This is a genomic window from Sorangium sp. So ce394, assembly GCF_051474665.1.
Lineage (GTDB): Bacteria > Myxococcota_A > Polyangia > Polyangiales > Polyangiaceae > Sorangium > Sorangium cellulosum_D.
In genome coordinates this window covers 5,318,681-5,334,421 of sequence record NZ_CP150339.1, presented here as the reverse complement: position 1 = coordinate 5,334,421, position 15,741 = coordinate 5,318,681, and the positions used below count along the sequence as shown (strand labels likewise).

General features: G+C 73.9%; 8 protein-coding genes. 5 read left to right on the top strand and 3 right to left on the bottom strand.

Going from position 1 to position 15,741, the window contains the following annotated elements:
- The first annotated feature begins 417 nt into the window (after positions 1-417).
- The gene (locus tag WMF33_RS19560; RefSeq protein ID WP_437338557.1) at positions 418-3,078 is read left to right on the top strand and encodes a lantibiotic dehydratase; all 2,661 of its coding nucleotides are present in this window, start codon (positions 418-420) and stop codon (positions 3,076-3,078) included.
- A 334-nt stretch (positions 3,079-3,412) separates the two neighbouring features.
- Here the strand turns inward: WMF33_RS19560 and WMF33_RS19555 are convergent, their stop codons facing one another.
- On the bottom strand, positions 3,413-3,634 hold the full coding sequence (locus WMF33_RS19555) for an MbtH family protein (protein ID WP_061629798.1): 222 nt from the start codon (positions 3,632-3,634) through the stop codon (positions 3,413-3,415).
- Between the two features lie 509 nt (positions 3,635-4,143).
- Here WMF33_RS19555 and WMF33_RS19550 point away from each other — a divergent pair.
- Together WMF33_RS19550 and WMF33_RS19545 are read left to right on the top strand one after the other, a co-directional pair.
- A complete protein-coding gene (locus WMF33_RS19550) occupies positions 4,144-5,397 on the top strand; it encodes a PAS domain S-box protein (RefSeq protein WP_437338556.1) in 1,254 nt (417 codons plus the stop codon).
- A gap of 265 nt (positions 5,398-5,662) precedes the next feature.
- Positions 5,663-5,920: a hypothetical protein gene (locus tag WMF33_RS19545; protein ID WP_437338555.1), complete on the top strand. Its 258-nt coding sequence runs from the start codon at positions 5,663-5,665 to the stop codon at positions 5,918-5,920.
- Positions 5,921-6,001: 81 nt separating this feature from the next.
- On the opposite strand, the gene WMF33_RS19540 is transcribed toward WMF33_RS19545, so the two are convergent.
- Both WMF33_RS19540 and WMF33_RS19535 read right to left on the bottom strand, forming a co-directional pair.
- Positions 6,002-10,426, bottom strand: coding sequence for a serine/threonine-protein kinase (locus WMF33_RS19540; protein ID WP_437338554.1), 4,425 nt, complete (start codon positions 10,424-10,426; stop codon positions 6,002-6,004).
- Positions 10,427-10,645: 219 nt separating this feature from the next.
- Positions 10,646-11,614 carry a hypothetical protein gene (locus WMF33_RS19535; protein WP_437338553.1) on the bottom strand — a complete coding sequence of 323 codons (969 nt, stop codon included), beginning with the start codon at positions 11,612-11,614 and terminating at the stop codon, positions 10,646-10,648.
- Between the two features lie 246 nt (positions 11,615-11,860).
- On the opposite strand from WMF33_RS19535, the gene WMF33_RS19530 reads away from it, so the two are divergent.
- Together WMF33_RS19530 and WMF33_RS19525 are read left to right on the top strand one after the other, a co-directional pair.
- Positions 11,861-14,770 carry a tetratricopeptide repeat protein gene (locus tag WMF33_RS19530; protein ID WP_437338552.1) on the top strand — a complete coding sequence of 970 codons (2,910 nt, stop codon included), beginning with the start codon at positions 11,861-11,863 and terminating at the stop codon, positions 14,768-14,770.
- Complete coding sequence (locus WMF33_RS19525) at positions 14,767-15,735, top strand: hypothetical protein (RefSeq protein WP_437338551.1); 969 nt, start codon at positions 14,767-14,769, stop codon at positions 15,733-15,735. The genes WMF33_RS19530 and WMF33_RS19525 overlap by 4 nt, the downstream gene beginning before the upstream one ends.
- Positions 15,736-15,741: the final 6 nt, after the last annotated feature.

The window sequence follows — 15,741 nt, the reverse complement described above, 5'->3', positions numbered from 1 at the left end:
ACCGACCTGTCCGTGGAAGCCCACGACTCCGGCGCTCCGGCGCCGACTCCCCCACCCTCTCGCGGCGCACCATAATCCATACGAGACACATCACCAGCGCCAATCGTCGCTGCGCATGGCGGAATTGCCGAGTGCGCGGCCTCCTGGGAGGCTCCTGGGAGAGCCCTGTTCAGCTCGACTGGAGATATCGAGTCGCGCCGCGATCCCCGCGCGACGGCATCCATTCAAGCAGGCCCACGGCAGCGCTCGTCCCCCGATGGGACATCGACAGATAGCAGCAGAACCCCATCATCGAACATCGACCAGGGGCCATCGACTATCATCATCTCGTGGGCGCGTCCCGGGATCGTTACATTACTTAACACGATAAACTGACCCGAGCGTTGACACGATTGCTCGCGCTGATAGCGTGCGCGCATGCTCGGAGCGGACGGCGCGATCGAGGTGGGCAAGCTGCCCCGCGAACATCGTGATTCAATTGCGGCGCCGGTCCGATCAGCGCCCTGGCGAGCCGCGCTGCCCGGCGGCGAATGGGAGGTCTGGCGGACCGTCTGCCTCCGGGGCGCCGGATTCCCGGTCGACCTCTTGCGCGCGCTCGTCGCCCCCGGCAGCGCCGCCGCCGCGGATCGCTTCGGCGACGCCGATCGCGCCGCGGAGCGGTCCCGGGGGGCCGCGATCGCGGCGCTGGACGCGCTCGTCCGCGTGGACCCGCGCGCCGGGGTCAACGCGCTCGCCGGGGACGAGGCCGCGCGCGCGCGGCTCAAGGCGGAGCGCCGGCGGCTCGCCAAGGGCGGCGCGCCTCGAGACAGGGCCGGCGTCCCCGCGGCCGACGCCGCGCTCGACGAGCTCGCGGGCGCGCTCCGGCGGCGCGACGGCGCCGGCGCCGAGCTGCGCGAGGTGTTCGACGACGAGGCGCGGATCGTGAGCGAGCGCCTCCGCGGGATCTGCCGCGACCGCGCCTTCCGCGAGGCGCTGGTCTGGCAGAACCGGCAGGTCCTCCGCACGGCCGTGGACCCGCTGCTCGCGGCCCCGGAGGGCGCGGCCGACGCGCGGACGCGCTCCAAGGAGCGCCTCGTCGCGAGCTACCTCGAGCGGTACTGCGCCAAGAACGACTCGATCGGCTTCTTCGGCCCCTTCGGCTGGGCCAGCATCGACGGCGGGCCGGCCGCCGCGCGCGTCGCCCCGGGCCGCGGGCTGCTCGCGAGCCGCACGGTGTCCCTGGAGCACTGGGTCCTCGACGGGCTCGCCGCGGCCATCGCCGCGCGGCCCGGCGTCGCGCCGTGGCTCGCGCCGCGCTGGCTGCCGTTCTACAAGCTCGACGGCCGCGAGCTCATCCTGCCGATCGGCCACCGCGCCGAGCTCCCGCCGGCGCGGGCGCGCCTGCTCGCCGCCTGCGACGGCGTCCGGCCCGCGCGCGCCATCGCCGCGGAGCTGCTCGCCGACGCCTCGCTCGGGTTCTCGAGCGAGGCCGAGGTCTACGACCTCCTGCGCGACATGGTCGGCATGCGCGTCCTCGCGTGGGACCTCGAGCTGCCGTACGCCCTGCGCGACCCCGAGGCGCACCTGCGCGCGGCGGTCGCCCGGATCGAGCCCGAGGACCTCCGCGCCCCCGCGCTCGCCGCCGTGGACGAGCTCTTCGCGGCGCGCGCGGCGGCCGCGGCCGCGGCGGGCGACCCGGAGGCGCTCGACCGCGCGCTCGACGCCCTGGAGCGCACGATCGCGCGCCTCACGGCCGGGCCCGCGACGCGGGCGCCCGGCGCCGTCTACGCGGGCCGCACGCCCATCTACGAGGACTGCCGCCGCGACGTGGAGGTCACGTTCGGCGCGCCGTTCCTCGAGCGGATCGGCCCGGCGCTCTCGCTCGTCCTGTCGAGCATGCGCTGGTTCATGCGCGAGACCACCGAGGCGTACATCGGCTACGTGCGCGGCGTCGTCGACGAGCTGGTCGGCGGCGCCCCCGACGCGCGGCTCGACATGACCGTCCTCCAGCGCGCGCTGCTCGATCGCATGAAGCCGGGCGTCTTCACCCCGCCGGTCCAGCGCCACGTCGACGCCGTGCGCGAGCGCTGGAAGGAGCTCGTCGGCGAAGCAAAGGACGCGCGCCGGGTGGAGCTCGACAGCGCCGCGCTGCGGGCGCGCTTCGAGGCGGCGTTCCCGAGCCACCCTTCGGACCGCACGGTCGCGCCGTTCCATGTAAGCCCCGACGTCCTGGTCGCCGCCGCGAGCCCCGAGGCGTTCGCCGCGGGGGACTTCCTGGCCGTCCTCGGCGAGGTCCACCTCGGCCCCACGCTGAACGCGTTCTGCACGCTGTCCCAGCACCCCTCGCCCGGGGACATCACCGCCGCGCTGGTCGGCGATCACCCGTGGCCCGCGCTCTACGTCACCGGCCACAAGCAGGAGCTGCTCGGCGGCCCGACCGGCCAGCGCGTCTTCGGGGCGCCCGAGGCGCGGCGGCCCATCGACTACGTGCTCGACTTCTCGACGTCCCCGCAGTCGATCGACCCGGAGCACCACCTCCGGATCGCCGACCTCGAGGTCGTGGTCGAGGGCGACCGCTTCCGCGCCCAGACCCGCGACGGCCGGCTCGTCTTCCACGCGCGCCAGTTCATGTGGCTCATCATCAGCCTCGAGGCGACCCGCGGCTTCTCTCTCTTCGCGCCGGCCCGCCACGTCCCCCGCGTGACCATCGACGGCCTCGTGATCGCCCGCGAGCGCTGGATGTTCGCCCCCGCGGAGATCGGCGCCGCGGAGCTCGCCACGCCGGTCGATCGCTTCGTCGGCGTGCGTCGGTGGGCCGCCGAGCACGGCCTGCCGCGCTTCGTCTTCGTGAAGTCTGCGGTGGAGTCCAAGCCGACCTTCGTCGATCTCGACAGCCCGCTCTCGGTCGAGGTCTTCGCGAACCTCGTGCGCGTCGCCCGCGAGGACGCCGCCGCGCGCGCCAATCCCGGCGGCATCGCCGTCACCGAGATGCTCCCGCGGCCCGACCAGTGCTGGCTCGTCGACGCGGACGGGCGCCGCTACACGAGCGAGCTGCGCATGGTCACGTGCTTCGGCCCGGACACCCGGGTCGGCCTCTAGCGCCGGTTCCCGGCTCGGGCCGGCTGACGGTGAGGGTTTCGCCGGCCCTCGATCACAGGCTGGTCGTGGTCGACTTTGCCCGGAGAGAGTCCACATGAAGGCGGGAAGGCGGGAAGATCATGAAGGGTTTCTTCCCGCCTCGCCGCCTTCATGTTCAACTTTGACCACGACTCACAGGGTCACCTCGGCGACGCCTCGTGCAGCACCGGAATCGCCGTTCCCCCGATTCGATGGCGCGCTCGATCGTCGGCACGACGTCGAGCTCCACCCCCTCATCGCGCCGCGCGACGCGCCCGAGCAGCGTCGCCGCGTCGTCTGCGGCGCCACGGCGGCGTCAGGACAGCCGCTCCGCCCGCGCTCGGGCGACCTCCGCCGGGGCGCGCAGGCGCTCCCATGCCTGATCGATATAAGCGAGGCACTCCATGACGGATCCCTGCTTGCCGGCCTCCCGCCACCCGCGCGGGATCGGGCGCTCGACGGGGCAGACGGTGTACTGCTTCTCGTGATCGACGACGACGCGATAGGTCGCTGCGTCCTGTCCCTCTCCCTGGCTCATCTCTACCTCTCTACCTCCGCGGGTCGGCCCGATTGCGCTGCGGGGTCGCACGATAACCTCGGCGCTCGCGCCGTCGAGCCGGAATCTCCGAGCTCGGATCGCAGGATCAGGCCGTCTTCGCCCGAGACGGCGTCACGCCGGGATCGACGCCCATGTCATGGCATGCGTCACGAGCGCGCAGCGCCGGAGCATCGGGCCCCCGCGGCGCATTCATGACTCGGGCGCGCGACACGTGAGCGAGAGGCGGACGGCGCGAGACGCTGGAGAAGAGCCCGTAGGAATCGCCGGCTCGATAGAAGCGGGTGGTGGCCATGGGTGGGCTGGCGTCGCGCTCGCGACGCCGACGCGATCCGACGGGCGCCACAGCCGCGGACGCGAGGCGGCCGCGCACTTGCCATGACCTCGTGGTCTGATGTGGTGTGCTTTGCGGCCATCGCGCGGCTCGCTGCGGGGCGCCTGGCCGAGGGGGTCGACGGCCCGCGGCGGAGGTGATAGCCATGCTCTTCATCATGCCTGAAGCCTCTCGAAGCGACGACCTCGACCGCTTCTTCGAGCTCTCTGTCGACCTGGTGGGGATCGCCGGATTCGACGGATACTTCAAGCGCATCGGCGGGGCGTGGGAGCAGACGCTCGGCTTCTCGCGCGAAGAGCTCCTGGCCAGGCCCTTCCTCGACTTCGTTCATCCCGAAGATCGCGAGCGCACCGTGACCGAGTCGGCGAAGCTGTTGTCCGGCGAGGCCACCGCGACGTTCGTGAACCGATATCGACGCCGCGACGGCTCGTATCTGTGGATCGAGTGGAACTCGGCAATCTACCCGGACGCTGAGCTCGTCTATTTCGTAGCGCGCAACATCACCGAGCGCCGGCGCGCCGAGGAGGCGCTGCTCGCGGCCGAGTCGCGGTACCGGGCGGCGATCGACGGGAGCCTCGACGGGTTCTGCCTGCTGCGTCGCACGGTCGGCGAGCCGGGGGAGACCGTCGATTTCGTGTTCGCCGACGCCAACCTGCTGGTGAGCCAGGTGACGTCGAAGCCGCGCGAGGAGATCCTCGGCCGGCGGGTCGCCGAGGTCTTTCCCGCGGTTCGCGATTTCGGCCTCCTCGAGAAATACGAGCACGTCTTTCGGACGCGCGAGCGGCTGCTCGTGGAGACGGAGACCCCCCTGCCCGGGGGCAAGAGCCTGTGGCTGCACTACCAGATCGTCCCGCTCGACGACGGAGTCGCGGTGACGGTCAAGGACATCACGGCGTCCAAGCAGCTGGAAGCGGAGCTCCGGGAGGCTCTCCAGCGCCGGGAGAGCGACGCCGAGGCGCTCCAGCGGAAGAACCGCCAGCTCGCCGAGGAGAACGCCGAGCGCGAGCGCGCCGAGGCGCTGCTGCGGCAGCAGCAGGAGACGATGCTCGCGATGTCGACGCCGATCATCCAGGCGTGGGAGGGCGTGCTCGTGCTGCCGGTCATCGGCGCCGTGGAGACCGCGAGGGCGGCGCAGATCATGGAGCGGCTGCTCCCCGAGATCGTCCGGACACAGGCGCGCTTCGCGATCCTCGACCTGACCGGTGTCAGCGCGGTGGACGCCGCGACCGTGTCGCACCTGCTCGCCGTGGTGCGCGCGGCAAGCCTCCTCGGTAGCCAGTGCCTCGTCTCCGGGATCTCGCCGGCGATCGCGCGGACCATGACCGAGATCGGCAGCGCGGAGGGGGCGTTTCTGACCTTCGGGCTGCTCCAGAGCGCTCTCCGTTACGCGCTCTCCCGCTGCAGCGCCTAGGCCGCGCGCGGGCCGGCAGTGCTCAAAGTTGAACATGAAGGCGGGAAGGCGGGAAGGCAGGAAGAAAAGACCAATGATCTTCCTGCCTTCCCGCCTTCATGGGAGCTCTCTCCGGGCAAACTGAGCACTACCCAGAGCCCGCAGGCTGTGGGGTGAAGGCCGCCTCATCGTCGATGCATCGATGAGTTGACGCGTCCTACCGGCCGGGGCATCAGCGGGCGCCGTCCTGCGCCGCACGCGCAACGACAGGTCCTCTTGGAGGAACATGCGTCTCCCGTCGATCCTCTCGCCGAGCTCCCTCTTCATCGCGATGACCGCCGCGCTCTGCGCCTGTGGAGGGACCGCGGTGCCCGCCGACGCGCCCGCCGACGCGCCCGCCGACGCGCCCGCCGATGTGTGCCCGGTGGTCGACGCAGGTCCGCCGCCGCTCTGCCCGGAGGGCTGCGTGTGGAACGGCACGGAGTGCAGGCGACATCAGGGCATCGTCATGCCCGACCGGCGCGACCCCGACGGCTCTCCCTGACATCGCCGGCGGCTCGCCCTCACCTCGCGCGCCCTGTCCCTCGGCGGGGTCTCCGACGCGCGCGCGTCGCGGCGCCTTCGCTCAGCGCCCGCCGGCCCCGCCGTGCCGGCGCGGGCCGACCGTGGCCTCGCAGCGGGCGAGCCACGCCGCGGCCTCGTCCATCAGGCGCTGCGCCAGCGCGCGCCGACCCACCCCGGCCACCTCGGCGTCGGCCACCGCCCTCGCCAGCTCCTCCGGCGCCGCCTCGCCCCGCCGGGCGAGGTGCAGCTTCTCCCACAGCGCCGCGGTGGCCGCGACCCCCATGTCCCCGCCCTGCTCCGCCGCGCGCCTCGCCTCCCGCGCGTCCGAGAGCGCCTCCTCCTCCCGCCCCAAGGCAGCGAGGATCTCGGCGCGGCGCAGCAGCGTGTGGGTCCTCATCGGCCGGTCGCCGAGCGCGCGCTGGATCTGCTCCGCCGCGCTCGCGTTCCCGAGCGCCTCGTCGAGCTCGCCGGTGTGCCGGAGCGCGTAGGCCCGGAGCGACAGCGCCGCCGCGCGGAGCGCAGGATCGCCGGCCTCGGCCGCCAGCTCCGCCGTCCGCCCCGCGGTCTCCGCCGCCTCCCTGGGGCGCGACGCGCGCATGAGACAGGTGGAGAGGTTGTGCCGGAGCAGCCGGCCCTGCCCCCCCATCCCCTTGGCGTCGGCCAGCTCCACCAGGCGGAGCAGCCGCGCGATCGCGTCCTCCACGCGGCCGAGCTCCGCCTCGAGCACCGCGAGATCCCCCTCGATGTGGATCTGCTGCCAGGTGGAGCCCGTCGAGACCGCGAGCGCGAGCGCCCTCGTCAGGTCGTGCTCCGCCTGGGGCAGCGCGTCGCGGCCCGCGGCGTGGCAGAGCTCGACCCGGAGCACCCGCGCCGCGAACTCCAGGGCCGGTCCGCACGGCTCGGCGAGCGCCACCGCCTCCCCGGCGAGCGCCATCGCGCGCGCGGGCGGGAAGACCCCGGCGAGCGCCATCCGGGCCTCGCAGCGCAGCGCCGGATCGCCGAGGCGATCCGCGTCGCCGAGCAGCGCGGGATCCTCGGCGGCCTCGGACAGCCCTCGGGCCACCTCGAGCCGCCGGATCCGCCGCCGCACGTCCTGCGTCAGGCCGCGCGCCGCAGCGCCCAGGCCCGGCGCGGCGCGCGGCGCCCCGGCCGGAAGAGCGAGCGCGAGCGCGCCCCCGGGCCCATCGAGCCGCGCGAGGCGGGCCTTCGCCTCCTCGAACCGCCGCGCCCGGACGAGCACGCGCACCACCTCGAGCTCCACGTCGAGGCGCGCCTCGGGATCGGCGGTGAGCGCCGCGAGCTCCTCGCCGAGCGCCGCGGCCTCGGCGAAGAGCCCGGCGGCGACCGCCCCCTCCATCGCGCGCCCGAGCCACGCGCGCGCCTCGTCGCGGGCGCCGAGCTTCTCGTACCCCGCGGCGAGGAAGGCCGCGTCCGCTTCCGCGCTCGGCCCCCCGGCGATCGCGTCGAGCAGCGCCCGGTGCAGCCGGTGGAACCAGGGGCGATGCCGGACCAGGTTGAGCGCCGCCTGGCGGACCATCTCCTGCGCGAAGCCGTACTCGTGCCGATCGCCCGAGACCGCGAGGATCCCCGTGTCCACGAGCGCCTCGAGCGCCTGATCCACGCCCTCGGCCTCGCCGAGGGCGCGGCGGAGGGTCGCGAGCGCGAGGCCGCCGCCGTGGAGGGCGACCGCGGCGAGGGCCGAGAGCGCCGCGCGGGCGGGCGCGCTCGCCGGATCGAAGAACGACGCGAGGCGGTCCTCGAGGAGCTCGGCCACGCCGGGCACGCCCTCGCGCAGCACGCGCTCGTCCGCCGCGCGCCAGGAGCCGTCCTGCCACGCGATCGCGCCCCGCTCGCGCCACACCGAGAGCGCGTGCAGCACGAAGAAGGGGACGCCGCCCGAGCCCCGCACGACGGCCTGCTCGAGCGCGACGTCGACGGGGCACACCGCCCGCGCCAGCGCCGCGGTCTGCTCCGCCGCGAGCGGGCCGAGCGGGAGGTGCCTCACGGCCGGGCCGATCTTGCCGCGGGTCTTGCCGAGCAGCGCCCGGAGCGGCGGCGAGGGGCTCGGCTCGTCGCGCGCGGCCGCGACGACGAGCAGGCGCGCCTTGGCCCCGAGCTCGGCCCGCTCGACGAGCAGCCGCAGGAGCCCCAGCGTCTGCGCGTCGGCCCACTGCAGGTCGTCGATGATCAGCGCGACGGACGCCCTGGCCGCCGTCCGGAGCAGCGCATCCTCGACCCCCTCGAGGGCGTCGTTCCCGCCCTGGCGGCCGGGGAGCGCGGCCGGCCGGAGGGCCTGGTCGATCGCGTCCCGCAGCGGGCCGAACGCCTCGCGGCCGCCGCCAGGCAAGGCGTCGAGGCCGCGGAGCAAGGGCCTGAGCGCGCTCTGGCGCTCGGGGGAGCAGCGGATCCGGAGCGTGCGCTGCGCCGTGAAGCCGGCCTGCTCGACGGCCGCGTCGAGCAGGCGGGTGCGGCCGATGCCGAGCGGCCCGGTGAGCAGGGCGACCCGCGGGCGGCCCTGCTTCGCCTCGCGCGCCGCGCGCTCGAGCGCGGCGCAGACGTCGGCCCGCCCGACGAGCGGCGGCGCCGCGCGGAGCTCGCGGGGCGCCTCCACGTCCCCGCCGAGCAGGCGGCGGACGGCCCGGTCGAGCCGCGGGTCCTGCTGGCGCTCCCCCGACGCGGGATCCGTGGCGCGCCACGGCCTGCCCGGCGCCGCGGGCGCCTCCGGGAGCAGCAGCCGGCCGCCGTGGCACGGGAGCCACGGCAGCAGCGGCACCCGACGATCGCCGAGGACCGCGCAGGGCTCGCCGGCAGGGCCGGGCGCGCCGCCGTCGGGCCGGCCCTCGCGCCTCGCGTCGCCGCGGCCCTCGACGCCCGCCGCACCCGCGGCGGGGACGTGGATCGGGATGGCGAGGAGCTCCGCCGCGCGCTCGAGGAAGGACGCGATCCACCGCGCGCGCTCGTCGATGACCACCTCCGGCAGGGTGAGCGTCGCGTCCGACGGAGAAGGCGCCGCCTCCAGCAGGCTGGGCGTCGCCCCCGGCAGGGCGGGGCCGCGCAGGAGCGCGCCGAGCTGCTCGGGGAGCCGCGGGTCCGCGGCGAACGCGAGGCAGCGCGCGAGCGCCGGGTCGATCGAGGAGAGCTCCTCGTGGAGGGCGCGCACGAGGTAACACCAGGAAGAGGGGGTGGGCCGGGCCGCGCTCCGGAGCTGCTCTAGCAGCGCGCTCGGGCGCGGCGCGTCCGGGGCTGCGGCGAGCACCGCCATGCCCAGGGCAAAGGCATACCGCAGGACGCCGAGGCCGAGCTCCCCCAGCGCTCTCCCCACCTCGGCCGCCTCGGCCGTGGACGCGGGCCCATCCGTGCGCCGGACCCGCTCGAAGAGGGGCGCGAGCGGGGGCGGCGTCGCGGGCTCGGCGCCGGGGAGCGGCCCCTGGGCCCGGCCGAGAGGCGGCGGCGGCGGGCTCCCCGCGAGCGTCGCGCGGGGCGGCGTGAGCCGGTCGCGGAGGCGCTCGAGCGCGCGCGCGACCCCGTCGGCGTGGCCGGGGCGCGCGCGGGGATCGGGATCGCAGAGCAGCGCGATCAGCGCCGGGAGCGACGTGGCCTCCGCGGCGTCTGCGCGCGTGAGCGCCTCGGGGCGCGGGGCGGAGGGGCCGAGGTGCTCCCGGGTCCGCGCCGCCGTGTCGGGCATGCGCCCGTTCCCCAGCTTGAACAGGGTCACGCCGAGCGCGTAGAGGTCGCTCCTCGGCGTCGGGGGCGCGGCGAGCGCGAGGCACTCGGGGGCGATGTAGCCCGGGGTGCCGACGAGCGCCGGGACGCGGATCGTCGACTCGGCGCCGCGCTCCGCCGTGGGCCGGTCCACCCCGCCCGAGGCGCCGGCGGTCCGCGCGTCCGGATCCACGGCCCGAGCCGCGGCGAGCGGGGAGCTCCCGGCGCCGTCGCCGGCGGGGCCGAGGACGACCGAGGGCGCGCCGACCACGATGCCGAAGTCGATGAGCTTGTAGCCGGACGCCCCCTGGACGATGTTCTCCGGCTTGACGTCCCGGTGCACGAGCCCCGCGGCGTGGACCGCGGCGAGCGCCCACGCCATGCTGATCCCGACGTCGAGGACGCGGCGCTCCTCGAACGGGCCCTGCGCGCGCAGGACGACATCGAGGCTCTGGCCGGGGACGCGCTCCATCACCAGGCCGATGACGCCGTGGGCGTCGTCCCGCTGGAGCGAGTAGAAACGGACGATGTTGGGGTGCTCGACGCGACAGAGGGCGCGCGCCTCGTCGAGGATGCCCTCGCGCCACCGGCTCGCCTCGGCGGGAGAGCCCGACAGCGTCGCGGGGAGGACGAACAGCTTGATCGCGACCTCGCGAAACGTCCTCCCGTTGTAGGTCTCCTCCGCGAGCCAGACCGGCGCGAAGCCGCCCTCCCCGAGGCGGCGGAGCAGCCGGAACGGGCCGAGGTGACTGATGACCGGGGGGCTGAGCGGCTCGGCGGGCATACGGCGACGAGCGCGCAGGATAACGCACCGGGCCGGCGCGGCGGAACGCCTGTCTCCGGCAGCGCGCCGGCCGCGGACGGAGCCCGGCGGGCGCTCCATGTAGCTATCGCGACCACCGTGACCGACCTCCTCGCGAGGTCGTTTGATCAAACGGATCGATCTGCTCGATCGAAGGATCACATCGCGCGACCCGCGCGAGGCTCACCCCGATGCCGGCGCTCACATCTTCGGAAGCCGCGGGGTGAGGCGCACGCGGAGGGTCGACGGAGGGGGCGAGCCGATGATCGACAGCACCACCGACGGCCCGTCGTCGGGCGCCCAGGACGCGCTGCCGGTCACCCTGCCGTCGGCCACGCAGCCGAGGAACTGCTCCGCGGCCTTGCACTCGTCCGGGATCACGAAGCTGCGCTGAGCCGACTTGCCGAACAGGCGGATCAGCGCGGCCTCGGTGGCGCGGAACGACGTGACCCAGCCCTGCGCGTCCTCCGGCGGGCGGACGACGAGCTCGACCGCCGAGAGGCTATCGTCCTCGAACGCGAGCTCCGCCGACGCGCCGGCGATGCTCTCGGTCGGGGTGCCGCTGCAGCGGGCGACGCCGTCTTCCTGCTCGCTCCACGTGTGCCCTGCCGCCTCGCAGGCCGCGAGGGCGGTCGCCCTCGCGGCGCCGAAGATGAACCCGAACGCCCCCAGCGGCGCGGGCGGCGCGACCCGCCCGGCACGCTCGGTTTTTGCGGCCGCGCGCTTCGGAGGTGCGCTCTGCTCGCCGCCTCCGACGATGAGGCGATTGTGCGCTTCGACCGCGCTGTCCATGCTGCTGATGGACCAGATCGTGAGCGGGATGTTGACGGCGATCGCCGCGGCGCCCACGCCCGCGAGCGGCCACAGCGGGTCGCGTTCGCCCGTTATCTCCTGCGAGAGGGGCACGCCGATCAGGAGGCCTCCGGCCGCGGAAATGAGCGACCCGAGGAGCAACAGCGCGTGCGCGCGGCTCACGTGGGGCGCCGCCTCGGGCTCCTTCGCGAGCCATTCCTGGACGCCGCTGATGGCATCTCCATCTTGCGTGTACCGCACGTCGAAGAACCCTGTGTGGAGCTCGATCGGTCGGCTCGGGTCCATCTTCCGCTGAGGCGCGGCGCACCCCAGCCCATGGAGCGCCAGCGCCACCGTCATCCACGTCATCGCTTTCATGCCGTTGCCTCTCTTCTCGAGCCCACGCTGCCTCGCCTCGCCGCTCACAGGGCTTTAGGGTCGCCCGCCCGGCGGGTCGAAAGCGCCGAGGGCGCGCTCTGACGCCGTGTCTTTGCGGCGCCCGGCAAGGGGTCGCGGGGTCGCGAGGAGCACCTCTGGCACGGGCTGTGCCAAGCGGGACTTGCGATGGGTACGGGCCACGGCGAGGATGGGGCGATGCCCAGACGGCGGTGGTGGACGTGGGCGATGGTGATGGGCGCGATCGGGGCGGGCCCAGCCTGCGCGCCCACCTCAGAATTTTACATGACGACGGTAACATCGGATCTCCAAGGCGCGACGTGGAGAACTGCGGAGGTGGATGAAGCAAACCGGTTGACCGCCGAGGCCGATGCGCGGAAGGCGCAGGGCGGGTACGAGGGCGCCATCCCCCTCCTGAAGCGCGCCCTGGCCCTCTACGAGAACGTGCTCGGGACCAATCACCCCACGGTCGCGAAGGCCCTCAGCAACCTGGGCGTGCTGTACCGTGAACGGGGAGACTACGCGCAGGCGGAGCAGCTGCACCGACGTGCCCTGGCCATGCGGGAGAAGGCGCTCGGGCCCGATCACCCGGTCGTCGCCGCGTCGCTCAACGACCTCTCGGTGCTCTACCGCACCAGGGGAAACTACGCGGACGCCGAGTCGCTCGCCGAGCGCGCGCTGGCCCTCCGAGAGAAGGCCCTGGGGCCCGACCACCCCGACGTCGCCGAGTCGCTCGCCACGTTGGCGGTGCTGTGCGGGGACAAGGGGGATTACGCCCGGTCCGAGTCGCTGCACAAGCGCGCGCTGGCCATCCGGGAGGACGCGCTCGGGGAAGGTCACCCCGACGTCGCTCTGTCCCTCAACGACCTGGCGGCGCTGTACCGCGCAAAGCGAGATTACGCGCAGGCCGAGCTCCTCTCCGAGCGCGCCCTGGCCATCCAGGAGAGGGCCTTCCCGCCTGACCACCCCGCCGTCGCCCTCGCGCTCAACAACGTGGCCGTGCTGTACGGGAAGCGGGGGGATTACGCGCGCGCCGAGCCGATGCACCAGCGCGCTCTGGCCATCCAGAGAAAGGCGCTCGCCCCTGAGCATCCCCACGTCGCTCAGACGTTCCACTTCCTCGCGTCGCTGTACCTGGACAAGGGGGATTACGCGCGCGCCGAGGCGCTCTCCGAGCGCGCCCTGGCCATCCGGCAAAAGGCGCTGGGGCCATCCCACCCCGACGTCGCCCAATCGCTCAGCAATCTGGCAGCGCTGTACATCGCGCAATCGCGCATCGACGAGGCGGTGAAGACAGCCGGGCTGGCGACGGACATTCAGGATCGCAATGCGGCCGCCGTCCTCGCGACCGGCTCCGAAGATCAGAAGCGCTCCTACATGAGCACGCTGGTCGACCAGACGCATCTGGACATCGCGCTGCACATCCAGCACGCACCGGCGACGTTGGACGCCGCGCGCCTGGCGCTCACCGTCCTGTTCCGGCGCAAGGGCCGCGTGCTCGACGCCATGACCGGCAACTTCGCTTCGCTGCGCCTGTCGCGCGACCCCGGCGACGGGGCCCTCATCGCGCGGCTCACGTCGGTCTATAGCCAGCTCGCCGCCGAGGTCTCCCGCGGACCGCAGAACGCTCCACCGGCGCAATACCGCGAGAGGCTCGCCGCGCTCGAGCAGCAGCGGGAAGCGCTGGAAGCGGAGGTCGGAGAGCGGAGCGCCTCGTTCCGCGCCGAGCAAAAGCCCGTGATCCTGCCCGACGTGCAGGCGGCGATCCCCGAAGGCGCCGCGCTCGTCGAGACCGCGCAGTATCGTCCTTACCACCTCCGCCCCGACACGCGGTCGGGTCACTGGGGCGCCCCCCGCTACGTCGCGTATGTCCTCGGGCCGGGCGGCGATCCCGCCTTCACGGATCTCGGCGAGGCCGCCCCCCTCGAGGCTGCCGTCGATGCCCTCCGCCGCGCCCTCGCCGACCACGATCTCACGCACGACCCCAGGCCGGCCGCCCGCGACCTCGACCGTCTCCTGATGGAGCCCGTCCGAGCGCTCCTCGGCGACACCCGCTGGGTCTTCCTCAGCCTGGATGGCCCCTTGCACCTCGTCCCCTTCGGCGCGCTCGTCGACGAAGAGGGCCAGTACCTCGTCGAGCGCTACCTCTTTTCCTATCTCACCACCGGACGTGACCTGCTGCGGTTCGAGGACTGGAAGGCCGCCTCGCGCGAGCCGCCGCTCATCCTGGCGAACCCGGCCTTCGACGAGAGCAGCGCCCCATCCGCGCCCGACGCGACCCACCGCGGCGTCCGCTCCATCGATATGGTCACCCAGCGGCTCCTGCCGCTCCAGGGCACCACGGCAGAGGCCCGCACCATCGCCGCGTTCTTCCCCGAGAGCCGCGTGCTCCTGGGCGCGAATGCCACGGAGGAGGCCGTCAAGGCGGTCCAGGGGCCGCTGCTCCTGCACCTGGCCACGCACGGCTTCTTCCTGCCCGAGCAGCCCGTGCCCGCGGCGCTCCTGACGACCCCCGGGCACGGTCCCACCCTGGCCGAGCTCGCCGCCCTCCGCCAGCGCGAGAACCCGCTGCTCCGGTCCGGAATCGCGCTCGCCGGCTTCAACCGACGCCGGAGCGGCTCCGACGACGGCGTGCTGACGGCGCTGGAGACCGCCGGGATCGATCTCCACGGCACGCGTCTGGTGGTGCTGTCGACCTGCGAATCGGGGCTGGGCGAGGCGACCTCGGGCGAGGGGGTGTATGGGCTGCGGCGCGCGCTGACGATGGCCGGCTCCGAGACCCAGGTGATGAGCCTGTGGCAGGTCGACTCGGGGCGGACCCGCGAGCTGATGCAGGCCTATTACCAGCGGCTCGCGGGCGGCGCCGGCCGGAGCCAGGCGATGCGCGACGTGCAGCTCGCGATGCGGGCCGATCCGTCGACGGCGCACCCGAACCTGTGGGCGAGCTTCATCGTCTCGGGCGACTGGCGGCGGATGGAAACCCAGGTGCGCTCGCCGGAGGCCGTCAAGGTCGCAATGGGCCCGCGCGGGTGCGCCTGCGAGCAGACCGGCGGCGAGCCGCACGCGCGCGGCGCCTGGCTGGCCGCCCTGCTCGGGCTCCTCGTCGCGGCGCGGAGGCGCCGCTCACTGCGGGCGTGAACAGCCTCTGGTTCGGGCGATGGTGGGAGGATGCGATCATGGATGGGCGCAGGAAGACGCGGATGATGGCGGTGCTGGTCGCGGGCGGGCTCGGGCTTTCGTGCGCGGGCTGCTCCTTCGCCTTCAGCCGCGGACCCAAGACCGACCCCAAGGAGACGGGTCCCGAGGCGGCGCTGGACTGCACGGATCACCCATGGTGGGCCATCATGGATATCTCCATCGTGTCCAGCATGGTTTTAACGCTCATCATTCCGGCCGCGACCGAGACCGGCGTTTGGGCCAGGGAGTATAAGCCGTACGCCATCAGCCCCGAGGCGGGCGTCCTCGTCGGCGGCGCCGGGATCGTGGTCTCCGGGATCTCAGCGATCCATGGCTTCAACGTCCTTGGCCAGTGCGCGAAGGCGCATCATCGAAAGAAGGAGCTGGGCGAGGGCATGGGGAGCGCGCCTCTGGTTCATGAGGAGCCCCGCCGCGACGCTCGCCCCCCTGCCCCGCCGCCGGGCGCCGCCGGCTTCGTCTTTGGCGAATTGATGGATGAGGCCGCCGCGACCTGCTGGGGGGCCGGGCTCCAGTGGAGCGAGGCCGCGGGCGCTGCCCGTTGCAGCGGCAAGCCCTCCGGGGAGCTCCCGGGCGCCTCGGCGCAGCTCGAGTTCACGGACGGCCGTCTCTCGGCGGTCGAGCTCGTCATCGACCCGGCCGAGGATGCGGCGGGCCTCGCCGGCGCGTTGCGCGACACCGAGGTCGCGTTGGTCCGGCTCTTCGGCAAGCCGGGCCAGCGCAGCTTCGTGATCCCGGACGAGTGCAAGGCCGAGGAGGCGTTCCTCGGCTGTGTGATCGACGGCAGGGTGACCGGCAGAGCGTCGTGGTCGCTCCCCGATGGGCGGACCATGACGCTGTCCATCGCCGGCGCGCCGCCGCCGGCGACCATCCGCGTGCGCATCACCCCGAAGCGGCCGGACCCTTGAACTCGA